General features: G+C 46.7%; 24 protein-coding genes. 18 read left to right on the top strand and 6 right to left on the bottom strand.

The window, feature by feature from the left end:
• The first annotated feature begins 318 nt into the window (after positions 1–318).
• The 8 genes from Q0V21_RS14790 (at position 319) to Q0V21_RS14755 (ending at position 8,622) form a co-directional block, all read left to right on the top strand.
• Entirely contained in the window at positions 319–1,587 is a 1,269-nt protein-coding gene (locus tag Q0V21_RS14790; protein ID WP_301879507.1) for a sulfotransferase family protein, read from the top strand.
• Positions 1,584–3,515, top strand: a complete 1,932-nt coding sequence (locus Q0V21_RS14785; RefSeq protein WP_301245334.1) for an asparagine synthase-related protein — start codon at positions 1,584–1,586, stop codon at positions 3,513–3,515. Before Q0V21_RS14790 ends, Q0V21_RS14785 begins: the two co-directional genes overlap by 4 nt.
• A 73-nt stretch (positions 3,516–3,588) precedes the next feature.
• The gene (locus tag Q0V21_RS14780) at positions 3,589–3,726 is read left to right on the top strand and encodes a paeninodin family lasso peptide (RefSeq protein WP_205524973.1); all 138 of its coding nucleotides are present in this window, start codon (positions 3,589–3,591) and stop codon (positions 3,724–3,726) included.
• Between the two features lie 143 nt (positions 3,727–3,869).
• The gene (locus tag Q0V21_RS14775) at positions 3,870–4,817 is read left to right on the top strand and encodes an aldolase (RefSeq protein ID WP_301879506.1); all 948 of its coding nucleotides are present in this window, start codon (positions 3,870–3,872) and stop codon (positions 4,815–4,817) included.
• The gene (locus tag Q0V21_RS14770) at positions 4,814–5,113 is read left to right on the top strand and encodes a lasso peptide biosynthesis PqqD family chaperone (RefSeq protein WP_094936705.1); all 300 of its coding nucleotides are present in this window, start codon (positions 4,814–4,816) and stop codon (positions 5,111–5,113) included. The genes Q0V21_RS14775 and Q0V21_RS14770 overlap by 4 nt, the downstream gene beginning before the upstream one ends.
• Positions 5,114–5,117: 4 nt before the next feature.
• Entirely contained in the window at positions 5,118–5,600 is a 483-nt protein-coding gene (locus Q0V21_RS14765; RefSeq protein ID WP_301879505.1) for a lasso peptide biosynthesis B2 protein, read from the top strand.
• Positions 5,584–6,780, top strand: a complete 1,197-nt coding sequence (locus tag Q0V21_RS14760; protein ID WP_301879504.1) for a nucleotidyltransferase domain-containing protein — start codon at positions 5,584–5,586, stop codon at positions 6,778–6,780. Before Q0V21_RS14765 ends, Q0V21_RS14760 begins: the two co-directional genes overlap by 17 nt.
• A 3-nt stretch (positions 6,781–6,783) precedes the next feature.
• Positions 6,784–8,622, top strand: coding sequence for an ABC transporter ATP-binding protein (locus Q0V21_RS14755; protein WP_301879503.1), 1,839 nt, complete (start codon positions 6,784–6,786; stop codon positions 8,620–8,622).
• Positions 8,623–8,731: 109 nt separating this feature from the next.
• Here Q0V21_RS14755 and cysC read toward each other — a convergent pair whose 3' ends face one another.
• The gene (gene cysC / locus Q0V21_RS14750; protein WP_301879502.1) at positions 8,732–9,370 is read right to left on the bottom strand and encodes an adenylyl-sulfate kinase; all 639 of its coding nucleotides are present in this window, start codon (positions 9,368–9,370) and stop codon (positions 8,732–8,734) included.
• 148 nt (positions 9,371–9,518) lie between these two features.
• Here cysC and Q0V21_RS14745 point away from each other — a divergent pair, with 148 nt between their 5' ends.
• A complete protein-coding gene (locus Q0V21_RS14745) occupies positions 9,519–9,917 on the top strand; it encodes a hypothetical protein (RefSeq protein WP_079345993.1) in 399 nt (132 codons plus the stop codon).
• Between the two features lie 154 nt (positions 9,918–10,071).
• Positions 10,072–10,851 (top strand): delta-lactam-biosynthetic de-N-acetylase, encoded by a 780-nt coding sequence (pdaA, locus tag Q0V21_RS14740; protein WP_079345991.1) that lies wholly within the window; start codon positions 10,072–10,074, stop codon positions 10,849–10,851.
• Positions 10,852–10,987: 136 nt separating this feature from the next.
• Here the strand turns inward: pdaA and Q0V21_RS14735 are convergent, their stop codons facing one another.
• Positions 10,988–11,836 (bottom strand): DegV family protein, encoded by an 849-nt coding sequence (locus Q0V21_RS14735; RefSeq protein ID WP_301879501.1) that lies wholly within the window; start codon positions 11,834–11,836, stop codon positions 10,988–10,990.
• Between the two features lie 114 nt (positions 11,837–11,950).
• Positions 11,951–12,232 carry a hypothetical protein gene (locus tag Q0V21_RS14730; RefSeq protein ID WP_301879500.1) on the bottom strand — a complete coding sequence of 94 codons (282 nt, stop codon included), beginning with the start codon at positions 12,230–12,232 and terminating at the stop codon, positions 11,951–11,953.
• 476 nt (positions 12,233–12,708) lie between these two features.
• On the opposite strand from Q0V21_RS14730, the gene Q0V21_RS14725 reads away from it, so the two are divergent.
• Entirely contained in the window at positions 12,709–13,095 is a 387-nt protein-coding gene (locus Q0V21_RS14725; RefSeq protein ID WP_024629083.1) for a DUF423 domain-containing protein, read from the top strand.
• 146 nt (positions 13,096–13,241) lie between these two features.
• Here Q0V21_RS14725 and Q0V21_RS14720 read toward each other — a convergent pair whose 3' ends face one another.
• Positions 13,242–13,820 carry a hypothetical protein gene (locus tag Q0V21_RS14720; RefSeq protein WP_301879499.1) on the bottom strand — a complete coding sequence of 193 codons (579 nt, stop codon included), beginning with the start codon at positions 13,818–13,820 and terminating at the stop codon, positions 13,242–13,244.
• A gap of 231 nt (positions 13,821–14,051) precedes the next feature.
• Here Q0V21_RS14720 and Q0V21_RS14715 point away from each other — a divergent pair, with 231 nt between their 5' ends.
• Complete coding sequence (locus tag Q0V21_RS14715) at positions 14,052–14,354, top strand: YunC family protein (RefSeq protein ID WP_017689545.1); 303 nt, start codon at positions 14,052–14,054, stop codon at positions 14,352–14,354.
• 106 nt (positions 14,355–14,460) lie between these two features.
• On the opposite strand, the gene mtnA is transcribed toward Q0V21_RS14715, so the two are convergent.
• Both mtnA and mtnK read right to left on the bottom strand, forming a co-directional pair.
• Positions 14,461–15,534 carry an S-methyl-5-thioribose-1-phosphate isomerase gene (mtnA, locus tag Q0V21_RS14710; protein WP_079345983.1) on the bottom strand — a complete coding sequence of 358 codons (1,074 nt, stop codon included), beginning with the start codon at positions 15,532–15,534 and terminating at the stop codon, positions 14,461–14,463.
• Positions 15,535–15,581: 47 nt separating this feature from the next.
• A complete protein-coding gene (gene mtnK / locus Q0V21_RS14705) occupies positions 15,582–16,799 on the bottom strand; it encodes an S-methyl-5-thioribose kinase (protein WP_079345981.1) in 1,218 nt (405 codons plus the stop codon).
• A 301-nt stretch (positions 16,800–17,100) separates the two neighbouring features.
• Here mtnK and Q0V21_RS14700 point away from each other — a divergent pair, with 301 nt between their 5' ends.
• The 6 genes from Q0V21_RS14700 (at position 17,101) to sufU (ending at position 22,386) form a co-directional block, all read left to right on the top strand.
• Positions 17,101–17,562, top strand: coding sequence for a Dps family protein (locus Q0V21_RS14700; protein WP_079345979.1), 462 nt, complete (start codon positions 17,101–17,103; stop codon positions 17,560–17,562).
• A gap of 127 nt (positions 17,563–17,689) precedes the next feature.
• Complete coding sequence (locus Q0V21_RS14695; RefSeq protein WP_301879498.1) at positions 17,690–18,265, top strand: DUF1802 family protein; 576 nt, start codon at positions 17,690–17,692, stop codon at positions 18,263–18,265.
• A 371-nt stretch (positions 18,266–18,636) separates the two neighbouring features.
• Positions 18,637–19,419: a Fe-S cluster assembly ATPase SufC gene (gene sufC / locus Q0V21_RS14690; RefSeq protein ID WP_079345974.1), complete on the top strand. Its 783-nt coding sequence runs from the start codon at positions 18,637–18,639 to the stop codon at positions 19,417–19,419.
• Positions 19,420–19,443: 24 nt separating this feature from the next.
• The gene (gene sufD / locus Q0V21_RS14685) at positions 19,444–20,748 is read left to right on the top strand and encodes a Fe-S cluster assembly protein SufD (RefSeq protein ID WP_301879497.1); all 1,305 of its coding nucleotides are present in this window, start codon (positions 19,444–19,446) and stop codon (positions 20,746–20,748) included.
• Positions 20,745–21,965, top strand: coding sequence for a cysteine desulfurase (locus Q0V21_RS14680; RefSeq protein WP_024629095.1), 1,221 nt, complete (start codon positions 20,745–20,747; stop codon positions 21,963–21,965). Before sufD ends, Q0V21_RS14680 begins: the two co-directional genes overlap by 4 nt.
• Entirely contained in the window at positions 21,955–22,386 is a 432-nt protein-coding gene (sufU, locus tag Q0V21_RS14675) for a Fe-S cluster assembly sulfur transfer protein SufU (protein WP_024629096.1), read from the top strand. Before Q0V21_RS14680 ends, sufU begins: the two co-directional genes overlap by 11 nt.
• Positions 22,387–22,406 lie beyond the last annotated feature (20 nt).

Below are 22,406 nucleotides of genomic sequence, written 5' to 3'. Positions count from 1 at the left end.
TCGTAAACGGCTCCAGAGCTTTTTCATGTTTGTGCAACAGTCATAACTGGTAAGGACGATAGAAAATGTATAAGTGCTTAAACGACAGAGAACAGAATAGAGTGGATAGAAAGATATTATGAAAAGGTGAAAATAAAAGATTGACATGATACATTTTGTATCATAGAGTAAAACTATGAATACATATCGTATCTAAAAGTTGTCGAAAGCACATTATCCAATATACCTATTCCCTTATGGTTTTTATAGCCGATGTTGAGATAAAGAGAGCTATACCAACTGCATGCTTATTTTAATTTTACAGAGGAGAGGCTGCCCTTGGTAGATGTTCATGGTAACGGACTTGTCTTACTACTATGTGTACCTCGCAGTGGAAGTTCGCTATCCACCGTGATGCTGCAAAATCACAGCCGTGTATTTGCTACACAAGAGATGTGGTTTCTGATGAATCTTGTAGATTTGCAGAAGGCTGATTCCCGCCCCTATGGCGGAAGTGCTATCATCCGTCAGTTTTATAGCGCCATGGTCTCAGACGAAGGTTTTGAAAAGGCGTGCAGAAGCTTTGCTCTTGAAATTTATAACGGATTTCTGGAGGGGAGCGGGGCAGACTTCCTCGTAGATAAATCTCCTCGTTACTATTATATGCTGGAATGGCTGGATCGCCTGTTTCCACAGTCCAAGCGCATTCATCTTCAGCGTAACCCCCTTGCCGTAGCTGCTTCTTACAAAAAGGTAAACCGCCATACTGGAGAAGGCTTCGAACTGATTCGCAGCTTGAAGAGTCCGAATCTTAATATGAAAGCAGTTGATCTCACGCTGGGTATGCTCCGTTTGAATGATTATTTTGCGGACAAACACACGAATGCCTATGAAGTTCAATACGAACAACTCGTCTCCAATCCTCGGGACGAAATGGAAAAGTTATGTGGTTTTCTTGGTATCGGATATGAAGAAGGAATAGAGCAATATGGACGCTTTGCGGATAGTACAAAGTCCAATATGTTCTACAGTATGGGTGTCGGTGATCCGTTTCTCTCCTCGCATCAGGAAGCTCATAAGGATTCTGTTAACAACTGGAAAAATATACTAGATCCACAGGAAGTTGAATTTTATTGCCGAGTAATGGGTGCAGATCTGTTCCATCGGATGGGGTACAGTGTACAGCTGGAAGAAGCCGAGCAATGGACGGGGGTGCGCTATGAAGCTGGCCCGGATGAGGAAGTCATTGCAAAGCTAGATCGTCAATTCTCCGAAGCAACAGGCTGCAGCTGGCAGCATGGTTACCGGATGCAGCCTGTAGACGTTGCGGACGGTACGCAAGATGGCAATAACAATAATCCGGGAACGAGTGAACCAGAAGCGATTGATCCGACACTGGCCGCACTTGCAACCATCAGGCAACTGGAAGCCGCACTTCGTGCAGCCGATAATCGGCTGGAGCGAGGGTACAATGAGCGGGAACGATTGAAGGCACAACTCGCCTCTGCTCATAGCAAGATTCAGCGTATCAAATCCTTGATTCCGTTTGGTAACCAGTTAAGCGCCTGGGCTTCACAGCGCAAGATACTTCGGGGAGGAAAGTCATGAGCGCTATAGCAGGAATTGTTCACACCGATGGTCAGCAAGCGTTATGGGAGGACAGTTGGCACCTATATGCCAGTCTGGGGCACGTTCCGGCGGATACAACGGGGGTCTGGAAAGGTAATGAAGCCTTCCTGAGCTGCCACGCCCAGTGGATTACACCGGAGTCGGTCAGGGAGCAATTGCCTTTATTTGATGAAGTGAGCGGTCTGACCATCACGGCGGATGCCATTTTGGATAATCGGGAACAGCTGGCAGATCAACTCTCTATATCGAGAGCGGAGTTAGCAGGATTGTCGGATAGTGAACTGATCCTGCGTGCATATCAGCGATGGGATGAACATATGGCGGAGAAACTGCTTGGCGATTTTGCCTTCGCCATCTGGGACGATCGCAAGCGCAGACTCTTCGCTGCCAGAGACATTACTGGCATGAGATCCTTCTATTTTCGGCATGATGGTCAGCGGTTTGCCTTCTGTACCTTAATGAATCCGTTACTGCAATTGGAAGGTGTACATAAAGAGCTGGATGAAATCTGGTTGTCCGAATTTCTTGCCATTCCCGACATGCATGACTCAGCAGATATCCATTCTACCGTCTATCGTGGAGTAAGCCAGCTGCCCCCTGCCCATACGCTTAGCTTCAGGGATGGCAGGCTGGAACAGAAACAATATCATCGCTGGGACGAAGTGGAGCCTCTAAGACTCAAGTCAGACGGGGAGTATGTAGAAGCTTTCCGTGAGGTGTTTGGTCAAGCCGTTGGATCGCGTTTGCGAACGCATCGACAGGTGGCTGCTGCTTTGAGCGGAGGGCTGGATTCTGGAGCTGTGGTTGGATTTGCGTCAGGAACACTGCGGAGACAGGGGAAAACGTTAAATGCGTACAGTTATGTTCCGGTGTCTGATTTTACGGATTATACATCGAAAACGCTGTTAGCGGATGAACGCCCTTTTATCCAGTCTACCGTTAATCACGTCGGTAATATCACAGAGAATTATCTTGATTTCGAGGGGAGAAGTCCTCTTAGTGAAGTAGATACCTGGCTTGATATGATGGAAATGCCCTATAAATATTTTGAGAACTCATTCTGGATTCGTGGATTCTATGAAAAAGCGAGCCAGCAGGATGCAGGCATTTTATTGACTGGAGCACGGGGCAACTTCACGGTTTCCTGGGGGCCGGCACTGGATTATTACGCTAGTTTGCTAAAAAGCGGACGCTGGTTCCGGTGGCTCAGGGAAATGCAGCAGTACAGTGAACGTACCGGGATGAAATTCTCGCGAATTGCCAAAATTACGGGCCGAAAAGCGTATCCGGAATTGTTCAAATCCATGTCGAAGGGGGCTGCCCAGGCCGCATCGGTGCAATTAATCCATCCGGAGTTTGCTAGGCGAACAGGCGTATTGGAACGGCTCAAATCCATTATTGTTCTGCAAGGCGGTGCTCAGGCAGATGCGCTTAAAGTACGAGCAGAGAAATTCAACAACCTGGCTATTGCGAACAAAAATGGTGCTGTCGCCACCAAATGCTCTCTTCGTTATCGGGCATGGGAACGCGATCCTACGAGTGATGCCAGAGTGATTCGTTTCTGTCTGTCTGTACCGATTGAACAATATGTTAGTCAAGGTACGGATCGCGCCTTGATTCGTCGGGCTACCTCACCAGAGCTGCCAGACAAAGTGAGATTAAACCAGCGAGTGCGCGGTGTTCAGCCCGCAGATTGGTTGCACCGCATGATTCCCAATTGGGGTGATTTTACTGCGGAATTGCGTGCGCTATGTTCTGACAGCCGGGTCGCTGGCATATTGAACACAGAGCGAATCAAGTCGGCACTTGCGAATTTTCCAAACCCTCGACCCGAGCTTGCTTCCCACCCGGACTTGCGGTTAATGATGCATAGCCTGATCGTATATCGATTCATCCGAAAGTTCTGATGTATCTGGTGAATCTAGCGATATAAAGGGATAAGGATTCTAATCAGTTGACTCATGAGAGGAGGTGAACACGATGCAAATGGAAAAAAAGGAATGGCAAGCACCAGCACTGGAAGTATTGGAAGTGAACCAAACAATGGCGGGCGTAGGTTACAGACAGATCGACTGGATTACAGTTCACGATGCTGACATGTACGATCCAACTTCCTAAGTTGTTTAGTTTTAACATGTGCCATCATACTTAGAAGGGCGGAAAGGGCAGTATTCCACTTTTCGCCTCCGCCCTTATATTGAGCAGTGCGAATATAAGGGCTTTTTTTATCTACATGCAGATCGTGAAGGAGGAGTCATTCATTGTTGCCTGTGCAGTATGAAGCGTATGGCTTGCGTTGGTTGAGCCAATTCCCCATGCCTGAACTCCAAACCGTACAGAACGGTACAGATTCTGAAGCTGTCCATGCGGATGTACACATTGAGATTGCTGATTTGCAAGCACATTGGGAAGAGTGGGATGTGGGGAGCGATAACTTTGTATCCCGGAATGGCAGTCTTTTTTTTCGAATCGAGGATACGGGTCTGTTTCTCATGGAGCAAGGACGCCGCATTGTGGTATCCCCTAAAGCGGGAGCGGACGACAAAAAGGTTAGATTGTTCGTGCTGGGCACATGTATGGCCGTCATTATGATGCAGCGCGGCATTCTTCCACTGCACGGAAGTGCGGTGGTCATTGACGGTTGGGCATATGCGTTTGTTGGACATTCGGGTGCGGGCAAATCTACTTTATCCGCTGCACTTGCTTCACGTGGTTATCCACTCTTAACGGATGATGTTGTGGCTCTGACATGGGATGCGGGGGGAAGAGCAATCGTATCGCCGGGGTATCCGCAGCAAAAGTTATGGCAGCCCAGCCTTGATGGATTCGGCATGAAGGAACAGGATTATGCAACGGTTCATGCAGAGATTACGAAGTACGCGATACCTGTTCAGCACTATTTTCACGATAGACCGGTTCCGCTTGCTGCTGTTTTTGAACTTGATCCAAAGCCGGAAGAGATGCTGAAACCCGTACAGCTAATGGAAGTTGCAGGATTGGAACGCCTTCACATGTTGTGCTCTCATACCTTTCGTAGTGGACTTGTGACCAGGCAGGGTCTGGCACAATGGCTGTTCGAGACAGTCTCACGACTGTCCGCCAGTATCGAAGTTTTCAGAATCACGAGGTCAGGATCTGATTTTACTGCTTTTGAGATGGCTGACCAGATTACAGAACATGCACGTAAAGGAGTGTATACAGGACAATGACAGCAACGAAGCCAATGAATGGGGAAGACCGTGTGTTGCGGAAGGAAGGCAATCTTGTCAGTGACATGGGCGGGGAAAAAGTCATGATGAGCATTCATAACGGAAAGTACTATAACCTGGGCAGCACGGGTGGACGAATCTGGGACCTGATCAGTGAAGAACGAACATTGAATGAATTGGTTGAAGTGTTAGCCTCAGAATATGAGATTGAACCAGAGCTATGCCGTGAACAGGTTGTTCAATTCCTTGAGCATCTGACGCATGAAGGATTAATTGACGTTACCCGCGGAGAGTAGAGCCATGTTACGAAAAATTAAAGCCTATCGTTCATTGCCGCGTGAAATCCGTGGATTGGTATGGGAAGCCTATGTCCACCTTGGGTGGGCACGAATACTGAAGGCGATGCCTTTTGCCAAGATTGCTCCAGGTCTCGGTACACCGATGTACGAAACGCCGATGACGGGACTCCATCGAAGTGATGTGACGACAATACGAAATATTTCTAAAGCCATACTCATTGCCAGCAGGTATACCTTATGGGAGAGCCGTTGCCTTGTCATGGCAATCGCAGCGATGGAGATGCTGGAACGCCGTAAAGTGGAGAGTACTCTATATATGGGTACTGCACGGAATGAACAAGGCCAAATGATGGCACATGCCTGGCTGCGAAGTGGGAAATTGATTGTGACCGGAGCAGATACAATGGACCAATATACGGTTGTCGGCGTGTTTGGCAAGCGGTGTCCTGAGAGGGGAGCTGGAGAGATTGTCTACGATACATGAATGGGAAAACTATACAGCGAATTTTCCGCAGGAGCTTAAACTGATTTTGAGCATGATTAAAGGCGATCTAACAGCAATAACCCCTGAGGACGCCCGGATACAGATGAAGGGAATGGACTGGCAGCTCTTTTTGCAGCTCGCCCATCATCATCGATTATATTCAGTTCTCTATCTGAAAATAAAAGAGTTGGATTCAGCGGTTATTCCCGCTTTTGTAGTGGAAAACCTGAGGCAGCAATATACAGCCAATACGTTTCGCATGCTGCATCTGACCGCCGAAATGGAGCAGGTGTGTGGTGCTTTTCGTGAACGAGGCATTCGGAATATAACACTCAAAGGACCTGCACTGGCACATGATCTTTACGGAGATATATCCTTGCGGACCTCTAAAGATCTGGATATCCTCATTCCTTTTGATGATGTGGAGTCCGCGGAAGAGATCCTTGAAATGCTTGGTTATGAATCGAAGGAAGGCAAACGAACACGGACCGTTGCCAGCTGGAAATGGCGGGAACATCATATCTGTTACAAACACCCGGTCAAACGAACTCAAGTGGAGATCCACTGGCGACTTAACCCGGATTCGGGAAGAGAAACTGATTTTGAATTGCTTTGGAAACGCAGCCGATTCAGCACTTATACCCAGACGCCTGTCCGTATGCTGGAAAGGGAGGATCTGTGGGCATATCTCGTGACGCACGGCGCAAGACATGGGTGGTTCAGACTGCGCTGGCTGCTGGATATCGACCAGATGATTCGGTGCATGCCACTGGACGTCAAAAAAGTGGAGCGACGCCTGAAAGCTGAGGGCAGATTATCCATCGGTTCACAGGCTCTTCATCTCGCTTCTGTACTGCTGGATACGCCTATAGATGCCAATTACCTCACCTTGTTGTCCTCCCACAGACGTGAGGGAGAGAAATTAGCGAGACGCGGCGTAGTGTTCATGAATGAGATGATTGAGAGCCCGGCAGATGTAAAGAGTTATCGTTCCTATCTGTTCGCATTGCGAAGCACAAGGCAGAAGCTGTTTTTCTTCATTGAGCGTTTGTACCCAAGTACCTGGGATGTAGATCAACTACCGCTTCCGCGTTCACTGCATTTTTTGTATTTTCCGTTACGTCCGTTTCTCTGGTTCTGGCGGCGAATCAAAAGGAACACGATGACGGAGAGGGGATAACCTATGATTTCGGAATTGCAATTCTTTATGCGCAAGCTGCATCGTGTAACAGGCCCAGTGTTATATTGGAACCTGCTGGGCATGATCTGCATCAGTCTGATGGAAGGAATCGGCATATATATGCTCGTTCCGATGTTAAGTCTCATTGGTATTTTTGAAATGGGTTCCACAGGTCTGCACTTACCCTGGATATCCGAATTTTTAAATCGTTTTCCGGAAAATGGCCGGCTGCTGCTGGTGCTGTTGACCTTTGTCCTCATTGTCTCCGGACAGGCTTGGCTTCAACGTCTTCAGACGATTCGCAACACGCGAATTCAGCAGCAATTTGTTCGAACGCTGCGTATGGAAACCTATCGTGCCATCATTATGGCGCAGTGGTCTTTTTTCCTCCAAAAACGAAAATCCGATTTTAATCATATATTAACGACCGAACTCGCCCGAGTCAGTCAGGGAACGAATATTATGCTTCAAATGGCGGCTTCCTTGATCTTTACCGGTATTCAAATCGGTCTGGCTTTCTGGTTGTCTGCCAAGTTAACCACCCTTGTCCTGGTCTGCGGATTGGTATTGTTTATTGTGTTGAGAAAATTCGTGAAGCGGGCAAAACAGATCGGGGATCAGACATCCGAATATTCCCAGAGCTATTACAATGGCATTACAGAGCACTTTAACGGAATCAAGGATATTAAGAGCAATATGCTTGAAAAATCACATATCAGCTGGTTTGAGCGTATGTGTGGGCGGATTGAACATAACGTGATTCAGTTCAGTCAGTTGAATAGTAGTACACAGCTGATTCATCGAGTATCGGCGGCTGTCATTATTGCGGCTTTTATCTATTTATCCCTGCATGTGCTCGCAGTACCTCCGGCAAGTTTGTTGCTTATCATTCTGATCTTTTCCCGATTGTGGCCACGCTTCACGTCCATTCAGTCCAATCTGGAGTATATGAGTTCCATGCTGCCCGCGTTTCAGATTGTGAGAGAGTTACAGACAGAGACGGAAAAAAGCCGGGAGATTAGCGAAAAAACAGTTCATGCTGATGAACCACATGATCAGGAAGGTGGGGATGCGCGTCCCATTGAGCCCCTGGTGCTTAAGGAATCCATTGAGTGTCAGCAAGTAAATTTTCGCTATGAAGGCAGTGATACCTACTCGTTATTCGAGGCGTATGCATCCATTCCGGCGAAAGGCATGACGGCCATTGTAGGCAAGTCGGGAGCCGGAAAGAGCACGATGATTGATCTGATTATGGGACTCATTCGTCCAGAGAGCGGTCAGATTTTGGTGGATGGGGTGCCTTTAACCGAGAATCGATTGTTAGCCTGGAGAAGTTCGATAGGTTATGTCTCTCAGGACCCTTTTTTGTTCCATACCAGCATTCGTGAAAATTTGCGTCTGGTTGATCCGAATGCCAGTGAGGAACAGATGTGGCATGCATTACAGTTTTCTTCGTCTGCAACGTTTGTACACAAACTACCGCAAGGATTAGATACGATTATCGGTGATCGAGGTATCCGTTTATCTGGCGGCGAACGTCAACGTTTGGTGCTTGCCCGGGCCATGCTTCGGAACCCTTCTGTATTGGTACTGGATGAGGCGACGAGTGCGCTGGATAGCGAGAACGAACAGCATATTCACGAGGCCCTTGAGCGCCTGAAAGGGCATGTCACCGTTATTGTTATCGCCCACCGACTATCCACCATTCGAACAGCGGATAGAGTAATCGTTCTGGATGAGGGTCGGGTTATCCAGCAAGGTGGATATCAGCAATTATCTACGGATCCGGTTGGCACGTTCAGCAAACTGTTGAATATGCAGGCGGGTGTTGTGGGGCAATGATTCTCTCGGTAAATCCGGAAATGAACAAAGCAAAAAGGCGCGCCATTTGAGGCAGCGCCTTTGATGTATGTGTAGTCGGGAGGTAATTCAATATGATTGCCATTTTCATTTAGTGAACGATGGCATTGCTTACAGGCTGCGGCAGCTGAAATGCACCGACCCGTTCCAGATGCCGCACAATTTCATGTACGGCTTCTTCAACAGAAAGCTCTTCGGTATCAATGATTAGTGTAGGATCTTCTGGAATATCATAGGGGGCGGAAATTCCGGTGAAATGTGGAATGGCACCGCTGCGGGCCTTTTTGTAAAGCCCCTTCGGATCACGTCGTTCACACTCTTCGATCGAACAACGTACATAGATTTCAATGAAATCATCAGCTTTAAAGAGCTGTCTTACCCTATTTCGATCCTGTGCATCCGGCGAGATAAAGGCAGAAAGAACAAACAATCCGGCATCTACCATTAGCTTGGAAACTTCACCAATCCGGCGCAGATTTTCTTGCCGATCCTCAGCCGTGAAGCCAAGGTCCCGATTCAGTCCGTGACGTACGTTATCCCCGTCAAGCACGTAACAATGAACCCCTTTTTCATACAGGTATTGCTCCAGAGCAAATGCAAGCGAGGATTTTCCTGCACCGGATAACCCGGTGAACCATAAGGCCCGACTGCGATGACCGTTATGCTTCTCCCTGTCCTGCCTCTTTAAGCTGGATTGCTGCCAGGTAATGTTACGCTCTTCCTTTGACATGGATATCCGCCTCTTCCTACTTATGATATGTATAATATTTTAACATATTTACAAGATTATAGCACCTTCTGAATTTGACGGAATTTAGCGTGAATCAACGATAATTCGGGTATAGATGTAGTACATACATAGCAGGAGGAACACCAACATGAATAATAACATACACAACATACAGGTTTATTTCCAGTGCGCCGATTGCGATCAGGATATCCGGGCAATCTTTGCCCAAGAACAGGTCAGTGCGGTTCGCTGTTCAGGATGTGGTAGAGCCTACACCTTGATGAAGCCTACCATTGGCGACGAGATTTTGCTTGATTGGGAGCAGGAGGCTCTCTATCATAAATTGCGGGCAGATCGCTCTGAGCATGATAACCATAATATGTCTGCCCTGATTATTAAAGTGATTGAACTGCTTACCTGGCGGGATAGTGGTGACGGTCAGACACGTGCGATTGAAATGGTTAGAGAGTGGCTGGCTTCCAGTGGGAAACCCCAGACATTACTCGAACTGTTTCATCATCCCGAGCGAGAAAATAAACGGTTTTGAATGGAGAATGGAGTAGGCGCCCCATTGGTTCATGTATGTGAAGCAATCTGTAATTGAAATTTACATACATTAGCTGCTCCTGTGGCATATTACCTGAAGGTGTTCGTGATAGGAAACGACAAACCGAATTTTTCAGGAACAGGAGCGGATAGCAATGAAGCGAATGGTTCTCTACATGCTGCTGGCCATATTGGCTTTCGGTATATTACCAGCGCATACTGAAGCATCGCCAATAAATGGAGCGTATCACTTTGGCTTCAAAAAAAGTCAAAATGGTCAATTGCCTTCCATTGATCAGGAAGGGTTTAAGGAGATTTTGCAACAAAACGATGCCATTTTCCTGGGGGATACGAAACAGAAAGAACTGTATCTTACGTTTGATAACGGTTATGAAAATGGCTTTACACCAGCCATATTGGATGTTCTGCGTGATAAGAAAGTGCCTGCTGCATTTTTTGTCACCGGGCATTATCTGAAAGATCAGCCTGAGCTGGTGAAACGAATGGCGGCAGAAGGGCATATTGTGGGGAACCACTCCTGGAGCCATCCCGATATGACCCGAGTTTCCAATGAGAAATTAAAAACAGAGCTTGATCAGGTACGGTCTGAGGTCAATCGGTTGACTGGACAGCAAGCGACCTTTTTAAGGCCACCACGTGGCATTTTCAACAACCGGACGCTCGCAGAGAGCCACGCCCAAGGTTACGTTAATGTGTTTTGGTCCGTTGCCTACAAAGATTGGGATACCAAAATTCAAAAAGGGGCAGACTACGCGCGTCAGCAAGTGTTGAAACAGCTGCATCCAGGAGCAGTCATCTTGCTTCACTCTGTGTCGAAAGATAACACGGAGGCGTTAGCTTCCATCATTGATGAGGCTCGTAAGCAAGGATATGCGTTCAAAAATTTGAATGACCTGAAAACAAAAAGTTATTAAGGTTACATGTTTACAATAAAAAAGGGCATCCTGAGCTACGATAGCTTGGGATGCCCTTTTGGCATGATCTTTAATGGATTAAGCAGGCGGACGCATGATTGTATCTGGAAAATGTGCCGTGTGATAAGAAGGATTTTTATAAAGCTGTGTTATAAATGATACCAATCGTTTTGGGACCACAATGACTACATATAACGCAACCAGCCGTAGTCAATTCCACTCGCGCTCCGGTCTGTTCCTGCAGAGATTTTTGCAAATCTAGCGCATCTTCCTCGGCCATGGTATGCACAACGATCACGAGATCGCGGTCGATCTGTTCCTTATGACTAAGTGTGTTTTGCAGCATTTGTTCCAAGGCCTTTTCCCGTTTGCCACGGACCTTGTACGCAGGTGACATCTTGCCATCGGTTACCCGAATGACTGGTCGAATTTTGAGCAGACTGCCAATCAGGTTTTGCATGCCAGAGCAGCGTCCACCTTTGTACAGATACTCCAACGTATCGATGACAAACTCAGTTCGCACATTCGGTTTGATGGCTTCGACGAGATGTGTAATCTCGGTCAGACTTTGCCCTTTTTCTGCTGCATAAACTGCCTTCATGACCATCAGGGCAATCCCGGAAGAAAGATTCAGAGAATCCACCACAGAGATGCGACCTTCTGGAAACTCGGAACTGGCCAATCTTGCATTTTGATAGGTTGACGAGAGTTCAGAGGACAAGCTGATATATAAAATATCATATCCTTGTTCTATGTAAGGTTGAAATGCCGTCATGAAATCAGCAGGTGAAGGTGCTGCCGTTTTGGGCAGACGCCCATCCCTGCTTACACGTTCATAGAGCTGCTCCGGCTTAATTTCAGCACCGTCCTTCAGTGATTCCTCACCGAACACGACATATAATGGGATAATACCGATATCGTGCTGCTGGATCCATGCTGGGGCCAGATCACTTGTGCTGTCCGTGAAAATTTTGATTCGTGACATGTCAATCTCCTTTGGATACGAAAATTTGGCCATTAAAATGGATGAAGATGATAGGGATCAAGTGTCATTTCGTTACAATTTTTTGAGAAATGAATTTGAGCCTAATGTAAGCTTTTAAACCATATAGATACCTGCAATAATAAGCCCGGCGAATGCCAGAATCATGACTCCACTGAGAATGGTACCAATGATAGCAAAGACTTTTTTTCGATTCTTGAGCACAAGCCCAATCACTCCGAGAATGAGTCCTGCGAGATTAAGTATCAGACAAACCAGAACAGCCAGAGAAGCCAGAACAACTGCTGGATGCAATGCAATTTCTTCCACTTGGATCGGTGTGGTTACGACACCAATTGCACTGTTGATAGCCATCGTGGCAATAAATAAAGTCAGCATGTAACCAATGATCGACACCAATCCAATCACAAAATTGCAATACAGGCCCAGAATGTTTCAATCGACCCACGGGTGGATCTTCCAGGGAGGAGGGAGAAGGTGTAAATGGGTTGTCATGATTGGGATCCGAATGATCTGTACCGGAGCCTGATTGATAAGGATCATTGTTATTCTGGTTATTTTGATTATCCATGAATGGTTTATCCCTCCTTACTCGTGGTCATGAGTGTGTGTAATTAACCTAATCTCGATGAGATGATTCTAATTAAGAGAATGAAGGCACTCCTTTTTACTTTTCCATAAAAATCGATAAAAATCAAGGTTTCACGCCAGTTTTCGTCGATTTTGAGGCAAAAGCGAAGGAAAGTATATATAACCAGACATATGAATGCCTTCCGCATCGTAGCTTGCTGGTAAACACGGCAAGGATTCGCTAAAATGAATAGTTGAGAGATGAACTAAGGGAGAGAAGGCAAATGCAACGGAAATGGATGATGATGGGTGCTGTACTGACGATGCTTTCGGTGGCTATTGGTGCGTTTGGTGCACATATGCTCAAGGAAAGCATCGGTGCGGACGCCATAGCGGTGTATGAAACCGGAGTACAATACCACATGATACATGCAATCGGACTGCTAATCATAGGTCTCACAGCGGGTCAGCTTGGACCCTCCACTAAGCTCAAGTGGGCAGCACGCCTGCTGTTTATTGGAATTATCGTATTCTCGGGCAGTCTGTATGTACTGAGTATTTCGGGTATTAAAATATTGGGAGCCATCACCCCAATCGGCGGGGTAGCCTTTATTGTTGGGTGGTTGCTATTAGCAATGGACGTATGGCAGCGGGGAAAAGATCGCGCATGACGATCTGCAATGGATGGTTAAAGCTATGGGCTATTCAAGTGGTGCCAGTTCATTGTTACATGTGAATGAACCTGAAAAAAGCAACTTGCACGGGAAATGGTTAAAGATTTCCTACGTAAGTTGCTTTTCGTTTAAATGCTCATTGATTACAAAAACTCATCGATTTCATTGGTTCGAAACGTATACACTTGTTTTTCGTCCACATGGTAGACACTCACAATGCTGCTATCCCGATCAAAATTCAGTATACGGCATGGAATGCTCTGATGCTTGCCGTTCTTATTGTTCACAACGATCCGTGTAAGACGGTTTTCTTTGATGAGGGTATCAATCCATACATCGAATGAATTTCCGTTGGTATTGTTGGATACTTCAGACGAAGGAGTAAGCTTGGAAGCAGGTGTTTCGATATCGGACTGTGGTAAGACTGGAACGGTTGGATCTGTCGCTTGGTTTGGTGATGAGTTCTTCTGTCTTGCATTAGATTGTGATTTTTTTCTTTCTTTATGAAGAAAGGCGAAGGAGTCCTTTTTGGACTGCAGTGTCACTTCAATAATTTTGCCAAGCTCTATGCCGGATTGAATCCGGAAGTCCGCAATTTGTTCCTCTTTGTTTATGAACTCCAACAGGGACTGCAGTGCCAATGCATTCGAGCGGCTCTTAATAAGAATATCGACATTGAACAAAAAGCCGATTTCTTCTTCGTTGGATAAGGTTTCTTTCATTCATCCCAGCCCCGTTAAAAGATATGTCAGCAAATTTAAGCTTCACTACACTATATCACTAAAATTGCTATAATCATAGTGCTGAAGACATAGAAAATGAGCGAACCACTTGGGCTAATTTAAGTAAAACCACATTCATTTCCAATCCTTTTCCGCAGGAGTCCACACGGCTATCCAAAATGAGGCATACAATTATCGTGACCTGAGGAAGAGGAGGTGTATCGGGAAATTATGGTGACGATGGAGCCGATTGTGGTTGGAGAGCATGTCTTGGTCGGGGTAGAGGTTAAGCTGCCCAAAACGACATTACTGACGATTAATACATCTAAAGGATATATTATGTGCGGAGCACTCGATGTGGGGTTACTTAATGAGAAGCTTGGGGATCGCAAGATTATTGCAGCTCGGGCGGTTGGCGTGCGCACATTGGAACAGCTGCTGCATGCACCTATGGAGTCAGTGACCACGGAAGCCGAAGCGATGGGCATTACGGTTGGCATGACGGGTGTAGAAGCATTGCTCAAGATGATCTAATTCCTGAATAATCAGCGATGAAAATGGGGCTCCCCTTCTGGGAAGCCCCTCTCTTTAATTTACATGTACTAATCTATCTCAAACGATAAAACATACTTCCATTAATTTAAGCTTCATCCTTGGCGAACAGGGCAGCCAAATTCTCTTGGAAAGGAGCGCGAACAACGCCTTTTTCCGTAATAATGGCCGTTACATATTCGTTAGGAGTGACATCAAACGCCGGGTTGAATACTTTTACACCTTGCGGTGCTGTACGTTTACCAAATCCTTCGGTTACTTCCTCCGCAGCACGTTCCTCAATCGGAATGAGATCTCCGGATGGTGTAGACAGATCAATGGTGGACAGCGGGCTGGCTACATAGAATGGAATATTGTGCGCTTTGGCAAGGACCGCTACGCTGTAAGTTCCGATTTTATTAGCTACATCCCCATTGGCAGCAACGCGGTCTGTACCGACGATAACTGCCTGAATCCAGCCTTTGGACATGACCATACCTGCCATGTTGTCGCAGATCAGAGTAACGTCAATGCCGGCTTGCTGGAGCTCAAAGGCTGTAAGGCGTGCACCCTGAAGGACAGGGCGGGTTTCGTCTGCGAATACTTTCAGGTTGATGCCGCGCTCGTGAGCGAGGTACATCGGTGCTGTCGCCGTTCCGTATTTCGCGGTTGCAAGTCCGCCAGCATTACAGTGTGTGAGTACTCCCATACCGTCTGCGAACAAAGGAAGAGCATTTTCTCCGATTAAGCGGCAAACTTCTTCGTCTTCTTTCTGAATCAAGAGAGCTTCAGCTTCAAGAGCAGCATTGCTATCTTCGATGCTTGCACCTGATTCAGCGAGGTCACTGGCTTTTTGCATCATACGATCCAGCGCCCAGAACAGGTTAACAGCCGTTGGACGGGAAGTGGCAAGATGAGCACAGATGGATTTTACATGATCCAGCCAGCCTTGTATGGCAAGTCCGTCATATGCCTTGGCACCTAGTACTACGCCGAATGCAGCAGCAATCCCGATCGCCGGAGCACCGCGAACTTTCATCGAGTGGATGGATTCCCATACTTCCTCGGGCGTGTACAGTTTCAGCATCAGAATTGTTTCAGGCAGCAAACGCTGATCAAGCATTTCAAGCTTGTCCTGTTTCCATATAAGGGAGGACAAAGGCTGATGTTCAGGGGTTGTCATGGATGTTCCTCCGTTTCCTTGAGTTAAGCCTTTATGAGTTCTTTAAGTTAGATTTTAATGGCAGTAACTGCTGTAGCTACTGTATCCAGAAGTTCACCGATTGTGTTCAGATTACGATTACGCTTGATAAGTGCTTTACCAATCGCCAACGCTTTGCGCTGAGCACGTTCACGTTCTGTGGCATCCCCAATCGTATCGATATCTGCCACATGCGCGAGTCCGACAATACGGCGGACCATTTTCGCGCCAGTAAAGCCAGCAGCGTCTCTGAATAATTGTTGTACATAAAGATCTTCGTATCCAGGTGCCTTAGCCATAGGATCAACCATGTCGGAAGTCCACAGACCACGGAAGCGGGATTCGAATTCAGTCCATACGTCACGAACCATATCCAACAAAATCTTTTCACGCTCATGAAGAGCCGTCTGATCTTGAATTCGACCTGGCAGCGAGGCGTAATGGAGAAGCAAATTGGCAAGCACGGCACCTACATCAAATCCCATAGGCCCAAAATAAGCAAATTCGGGATCAATGACTTTGGTCGATTCAGGCGTGACGAAAATGCTGCCTGTGTGCAGATCACCATGAAGTAGAGCTTGACCATGGGTGAGAAATTTCTCACGCAGCAAAGCTACTTCAAGATGGAGTTCTCCATCTGTACGAAGTGCTTCCGCTTCGTCTTCAATGGAAGCCTCATAATTATTTTTCTCCGCAATGCGATAAGGTTCATCAAAGATCAGATCTTCGGTTATTTTACATTGATCCGGATTGACGAATCTTCCCTGTTTTTCTTTCTTCAGCTGCTGGTTCATACCAAGATCTGAAGTGAAAAACAGCGTTCTTGCCATGAACTCCCCGATATGTTGTGCAAAATGAGGATATGTTCCACCATCGATGAGGCCTTTACGCATAATCACATGATCGCTCAAATCCTCCATCACGGTTAAGGCGAGATCATCATCATAATAGTACACTTCGGGCACCATTCCCGGACATAAACGATACTCTTCCTGCAGGATTTCCCGTTCAATTCTGGCACGTACCAGAGACAATGGCCATGATTCTCCGACCACTTTCGCATAAGGAAGAGCTTGTTTGATAATGATACTTTTATCGGAGTTCTGATCCGTGATATGGAAGACCAAATTCAGATTGCCGTCACCGATCTCACGACATTCCAGATTCGCATCTGCCGCAAACGGACCCGGTAATGTTTTGGCCAGGTCGATTGCATCCTGGGGCGTTAAAGGGTGATATTGGGACAAGAATGCCACCTCCATATATATGAAGAAACAGGAGAAAACCCACTTCTTTGCTTGGTATATGTCAGTATATCGGAAATAACTGTGATTTTGTACCCTTTTTTTGAGACAGGTGATACCGGACTTGTTTCGAACTTCCTGTGCACGGGTAAAAACAAATAGGCCGGACGGTTGACAGGAATACCGCCGACAAGGCTCTCTGCCACAGGGTGGAGCCGAATTGTTAAATCTCTGTCATTGACGGCAGGTTGACCTGCTTAAAGTGAATGTCAGACTAATTTTATAATAAAAGGATGGGATTAAGATGGCTACAAAAAACAAAACAAATCAAGCAAAATCGGTGGAACAAGTACTTAATCGTCAGGTGGCAAACCTGAACGTCCTGTATGTGAAAATCCATAACTATCACTGGTATGTAAAAGGACCTAACTTTTTCACACTGCACGTGAAATTCGAAGAATTCTACAATGAAGTGACTGTACAAATGGATGAAATTGCTGAACGTATTCTTACTCTTAAAGGCAGCCCTGCAGCTACAATGAAAGAATATCTTGAGTTGTCCTCTATTCAAGAGGCTGCTGGTGGTGAAGATGCCAACACAATGGTACAGAATCTGATCGAGGATTTTGCTACATTGTCGAACGAGTACCAGGAAGGTATTGAAGTGGCAGAAGCTGCGGAAGATCAACCAACATCCGATATGCTGACAGGCTTCAAGGCTGATCTGGAGAAACATATGTGGATGCTTCGCTCTTTCTTGGGCTAATTCCACCTTCACTTATCGAGTTTTTGCTGCCTTATAAAACATACATTACTCCACCCTAACTTTCACGTTGTCAGGATAGCGCCCAGCGTCTATACTGCTGACAAGACTGACTTCGGGAGGAGAACCTATGATAGGCACAACTGTACCGGCATTAAAAGAATGGGCCTCCGCAATCAAAGCACTGGAAACGGGTCGCCAGATTATGGTAATGCGCAAAGGCGGGATTGTGGAGGAAACCCGACGCTTTGAGTTGCAAAGTCCAGCGTTCTATCTGTATCCGACTTATGAACATCAGCGTAAAGAACTGATAAAGTCCTCTGATCATTCCTATGTTGAGGAATCACTGGCCGAATGGGTGCCTGAAGCTTCGACGATCCGTCTCACGGCATATGCTGAAGTGACGCAGGATTTAAAGATCAGAGATCAGGAGATGCTGGATCGACTTCATGACTTTCATATGTGGACTGGGGATTTTGCCGAAGACCGTTTAAGGTGGAAACGCAAAGATCCACTTCACGTATTGATACTCCGAGTGTACCGTTTGAAGGAACCGATGGAGATTCCCGTATTATCTGAATACAACGGATGCCGTTCATGGATTTCCATTCCGAATGGTCCGGTGCCGAGCGAAATGACGCCGGTGTTGGATGTTGCGGATTTTGACGAACAGGTACAGAAGATTAACGAGACGCTCAAAATGTAATGTTAATTATCGAAAGGACTTGTCCATGATGTGGATAGGTCCTTTTTTCGGTTGAGAGGAGAAGATTCGTTAAAAGGTTAAATTCCTGTGATTTTTCTCACTGTCTATTTATGACGAAGAAGTTTTGTTATTTGATTCAAACGGGCTTTTAAGATAGAATCAGGTAGAATAATGTTTCCTGCACGGGACAAGAGATCGTAGGAAATGACTTGATTATCATTGAGAATCAGTTTAGAATTATTCTAAAGTGATTCTTGCTTTGAAGATTGGAGCACAGGAGAAATTCAGGGGAAGCCCTGTTCAGATATAATAGGCGCTTTTTCGTTTTCGACAGTACACATCAATTTAATCAATGGAGGGAAACAATACACATGGCTACGAATTTCGTCATTGAAGGTCTGAAAGCGACGATCGAAGGTAAGGAAATCCTGAAAGGCATCAACCTGGAAATGAAAGGTGGAGAAATCCACGCAATCATGGGTCCGAACGGAACAGGTAAATCAACGCTGGCTTCTGCACTTATGGGGCACCCTAAATATGAAGTAACAGAAGGTACAGTAACTCTTGACGGTGAAGATGTACTGGATATGGCAGTAGACGAGCGCGCTCGTGCAGGTCTGTTCCTGGCTATGCAATACCCGAGTGAAATTGCTGGCGTAACGAATTCCGACTTCCTGCGTAGCGCAATTAACGCACGTCGTGGTGAAGGCAACGAGATCTCCCTGATCAAGTTCATTCGCCAAATGGAAGGTAAAATGAAAGAACTCGACATGAATCCTGAATTTGCTCACCGTTACCTGAATGAAGGTTTCTCCGGTGGTGAGAAAAAACGGAACGAGATTCTGCAAATGATGCTGTTGGATCCGAAGATCGTAGTACTTGATGAAATTGACTCCGGTCTCGATATCGATGCTCTGAAAATCGTGGCAAACGGTGTTAATGCAATGAAGAGCGAAGATCGCGGTTTCCTGATCATCACTCACTATCAACGTCTGTTGAACTACATTACGCCTGACTACGTTCACGTAATGATGCAAGGTCGTATCGTGAAATCTGGCGGACCTGAGCTTGCTCACCGTCTGGAAGCTGAAGGATATGACTGGGTTAAGGAAGAGCTGGGAATCACAGACGAAACTGTAGGCCAAGAAGCGTAAAGACAAAACGGAGGAGGATAATCAATGACTACACAAACAATTCTTCCGGTTGAATCTGAAGCGCTTCGCGCCTTGTCGGAAAGTAATAATGAACCCGGCTGGTTGACCGAACAGCGGCTCGAAGCTTTAACGCTTGCGAGCGGGCTTGCGCTTCCCAAACTGGAAAAACAAAAAATCGAACGCTGGAATGTCAGCGAGTACGGCACATATAAAGCAAGTGAAGCCATTTCTTCTTTGACAGAAGTACCTGCTTCCATCAAAGATTTGGTTCAAGATCAAGCTGAAGGCAGCCTGGTTATCCAGCGCAATTCCGGTACAGTGTACTCCAAGTTGTCTGCTGATCTTGCAGCAAAAGGAGTTATCTTCACAGATCTGGCTACAGCGGTTCGCGATCATAGCGATCTGGTAAAAACATATCTGAATACGGCTGTAAAAGCAGATGAGCATTCACTTGCAGCACTGCATGCAGCACTTTGGAACGGCGGGGTATTCCTCTATGTTCCGAAAAACGTTGAAATTGAAGTTCCACTGCAAGCGGTACTGCTCACAGACGATGCTTCTGCAACGTTTGCACCTCACGTGCTTGTCGTTGCTGAGTCCAACAGCTCCGTTACTTATGTAGATAACTATGTATCCGGCGAACTGTCTTCACCTGTATTCCATAACGGTGTTGTGGAAGTGTTCGTGAAAGCTGGGGCCAAAGTCCGTTTCGCATCTGTTCACCAACTAAGCACAAGTGTTACCGACGTATCCTTCCGCCGTGCAGTGGTGGAGAACGACGGTTCGATTGAGTGGATCGTTGGCGAGATGAACAACGGTGATACTGCAAGCAACACGATGACAGTTCTTAAAGGAAATGGCTCAAGCTCCGATTCCAAAGTGATTGCAGTAGGTTCCGGTTCCCAGAAACTGAACTATACAACAGAAGCTCGTCACTTCGGCAAAAACACGCCAAGCCAGATGATTACACGTGCAGTTATGCGTGAAGAAGCTTCTGCAATCATTAACGGAATCACGAAGATTGAGAAAGGTGCTACCAAAGCGGACGGACAGCAAACAGAGAAAGTACTGATGCTGAGCCCGAAAGCACGTGGAGACGCCAACCCAATTCTTCTCATTGATGAGGATGATGTAACAGCAGGTCACGCAGCCTCTGTAGGTCAAGTCAATGTGGAGCAAATTCATTATTTGATGTCGCGCGGGATTAACCGTACGGATGCGGAACGCCTGATCATTTACGGCTTCCTGGCTCCGGTGGTGGCGGATATTCCTCTGGAAGCACTGCGTACCCAATTGCAGTCTCTCATCGAACGGAAACTGGGACAATGAACCCGGCTATCCGCGAGCAGTTCCCGATCCTCCACCAGGAAATCAACGGACACCCGCTCGTATATCTAGATAACGCAGCGACTTCCCAGAAGCCGCTGGCTGTAATCGAAGCGATTAAACATTATTATGAATATGAGAACTCCAATGTGCATCGTGGTGTTCATACGCTTGGAAGCCGTGCAACGGATGCTTATGAAGGCGCACGGGAGAAGGTTGCCAAGTTTATCAACGCACGACGCACACAGGAGATCATTTTCACCCGTGGGACAACGACCGCTTTGAATTTGGTTGCTTCGTCTTACGGACGCGCAGTTTGCAAAGAAGGCGACGAAATTGTTATTACGCAGATGGAACACCATAGCAATCTGATTCCATGGCAGCAGGTAGCCAAGGAAACGGGAGCGACATTGAAATACATTCCGCTTCAGCCAGATGGCAACATTGATTTGGCTGATGTGGAGAAGACGATTACAAACAAAACCAAAATTGTTGCAATCGCCTACGTTTCCAATGTTATGGGTGTTGTTCATCCAGTAAAACAAATCGCTGAAATTGCACACCGTAATGGTGCTGTCATCGTTGTAGATGGCGCACAGAGCACGCCGCATATGAAGGTGGATGTTCAAGATTTGGACTGTGATTTCTACGCATTATCCGGCCATAAAATGTGCGGACCAACCGGAATCGGTGCACTTTACGGCAAAAAGGCGCTGCTGGAGTCCATGGAACCGGTTGAGTTCGGCGGTGAAATGATTGATGAAGTTGGTCTCTATGATTCCAATTGGAAAGAGCTTCCCTGGAAGTTCGAAGGTGGAACCCCGATTATCGCAGGAGCAGTTGGATTGGGTGCAGCTATCGATTTCCTGGAGCAGATTGGTATGGATGAGATTGCTCATCATGAAAGTGTGCTGGCAGCTTATGCAACGGAACGTATGGCCGAGATTGACGGACTGACCATTTATGGACCAGCCAAGCGTCATGTCGGGGTCGTTACTTTTAACCTAGGTGACGTGCACCCGCATGATGTGGCAACAGTACTGGATGCGAGTGGCGTAGCCATTCGTGCCGGACACCACTGCTGCCAACCGCTGATGCGCTGGCTGGAAGTCAGTTCAACAGCTCGTGCCAGCTTCTATCTATATAATAACGAACAAGATGTGGACCGACTTGTCAGCGCCTTAATCCAGACAAAGGAGTATTTTGGCGATGCAACTTGATGATCTGTACCGGCGTGTCATAATGGACCACTACAAAAACCCGCGCAACCGCGGAACGTTTGATAATGACGCTGTCACTGTGAATTTGAATAATCCAACGTGCGGCGACCGGATTTCACTGCAACTTTTGCTGAAGGACGGAATCGTTCAGGAAGCCAAGTATACGGGGGAAGGTTGTTCCATCAGCATGTCCTCGGCATCCATGATGACCGAGGCAGTCAAAGGCAAAACGATGGATCAGGCACTCGACATGGCTAACCGTTTTTCCTCACTGATGAAAGGGGAAGAAGTCGATTTCGACGATTATGAAGATCTCGAAGCCCTATCCGGTGTGAACAAGTTCCCTGCTCGCATTAAATGTGCCACGTTGGCCTGGAATGCATTACGCAAAGGAATTGACGAAGAGGACAATGTACAATAACGATAGGGAGGTAGAGCAAG

The organism is Paenibacillus sp. 11B (assembly GCF_030487755.1).
GTDB classification, from domain to species: domain Bacteria; phylum Bacillota; class Bacilli; order Paenibacillales; family Paenibacillaceae; genus Paenibacillus; species Paenibacillus vandeheii.
The sequence above is the reverse complement of the archived record's forward strand: the minus strand, read 5'-3'. Positions and strand labels throughout refer to the sequence as shown.

What these genes read in the sequence shown, in the direction of transcription:
- Q0V21_RS14785 (WP_301245334.1), top strand. Translation starts at nt 1,584, where the DNA reads ATGAGCGCTATAGCAGGAATTGTTCACACCGATGGTCAGCAAGCGTTA.
- Q0V21_RS14780 (WP_205524973.1), top strand. Translation starts at nt 3,589, where the DNA reads ATGCAAATGGAAAAAAAGGAATGGCAAGCACCAGCACTGGAAGTATTG.
- Q0V21_RS14770 (WP_094936705.1), top strand. Translation starts at nt 4,814, where the DNA reads ATGACAGCAACGAAGCCAATGAATGGGGAAGACCGTGTGTTGCGGAAG.
- Q0V21_RS14765 (WP_301879505.1), top strand. Translation starts at nt 5,118, where the DNA reads ATGTTACGAAAAATTAAAGCCTATCGTTCATTGCCGCGTGAAATCCGT.
- Q0V21_RS14755 (WP_301879503.1), top strand. Translation starts at nt 6,784, where the DNA reads ATGATTTCGGAATTGCAATTCTTTATGCGCAAGCTGCATCGTGTAACA.
- cysC (WP_301879502.1), bottom strand. Translation starts at nt 9,370, where the DNA reads ATGTCAAAGGAAGAGCGTAACATTACCTGGCAGCAATCCAGCTTAAAG.
- Q0V21_RS14745 (WP_079345993.1), top strand. Translation starts at nt 9,519, where the DNA reads ATGAATAATAACATACACAACATACAGGTTTATTTCCAGTGCGCCGAT.
- pdaA (WP_079345991.1), top strand. Translation starts at nt 10,072, where the DNA reads ATGAAGCGAATGGTTCTCTACATGCTGCTGGCCATATTGGCTTTCGGT.
- Q0V21_RS14735 (WP_301879501.1), bottom strand. Translation starts at nt 11,836, where the DNA reads ATGTCACGAATCAAAATTTTCACGGACAGCACAAGTGATCTGGCCCCA.
- Q0V21_RS14730 (WP_301879500.1), bottom strand. Translation starts at nt 12,232, where the DNA reads ATGCTGACTTTATTTATTGCCACGATGGCTATCAACAGTGCAATTGGT.
- Q0V21_RS14725 (WP_024629083.1), top strand. Translation starts at nt 12,709, where the DNA reads ATGCAACGGAAATGGATGATGATGGGTGCTGTACTGACGATGCTTTCG.
- Q0V21_RS14720 (WP_301879499.1), bottom strand. Translation starts at nt 13,820, where the DNA reads ATGAAAGAAACCTTATCCAACGAAGAAGAAATCGGCTTTTTGTTCAAT.
- Q0V21_RS14715 (WP_017689545.1), top strand. Translation starts at nt 14,052, where the DNA reads ATGGTGACGATGGAGCCGATTGTGGTTGGAGAGCATGTCTTGGTCGGG.
- mtnA (WP_079345983.1), bottom strand. Translation starts at nt 15,534, where the DNA reads ATGACAACCCCTGAACATCAGCCTTTGTCCTCCCTTATATGGAAACAG.
- Q0V21_RS14700 (WP_079345979.1), top strand. Translation starts at nt 17,101, where the DNA reads ATGGCTACAAAAAACAAAACAAATCAAGCAAAATCGGTGGAACAAGTA.
- Q0V21_RS14695 (WP_301879498.1), top strand. Translation starts at nt 17,690, where the DNA reads ATGATAGGCACAACTGTACCGGCATTAAAAGAATGGGCCTCCGCAATC.
- sufC (WP_079345974.1), top strand. Translation starts at nt 18,637, where the DNA reads ATGGCTACGAATTTCGTCATTGAAGGTCTGAAAGCGACGATCGAAGGT.
- sufD (WP_301879497.1), top strand. Translation starts at nt 19,444, where the DNA reads ATGACTACACAAACAATTCTTCCGGTTGAATCTGAAGCGCTTCGCGCC.
- Q0V21_RS14680 (WP_024629095.1), top strand. Translation starts at nt 20,745, where the DNA reads ATGAACCCGGCTATCCGCGAGCAGTTCCCGATCCTCCACCAGGAAATC.
- sufU (WP_024629096.1), top strand. Translation starts at nt 21,955, where the DNA reads ATGCAACTTGATGATCTGTACCGGCGTGTCATAATGGACCACTACAAA.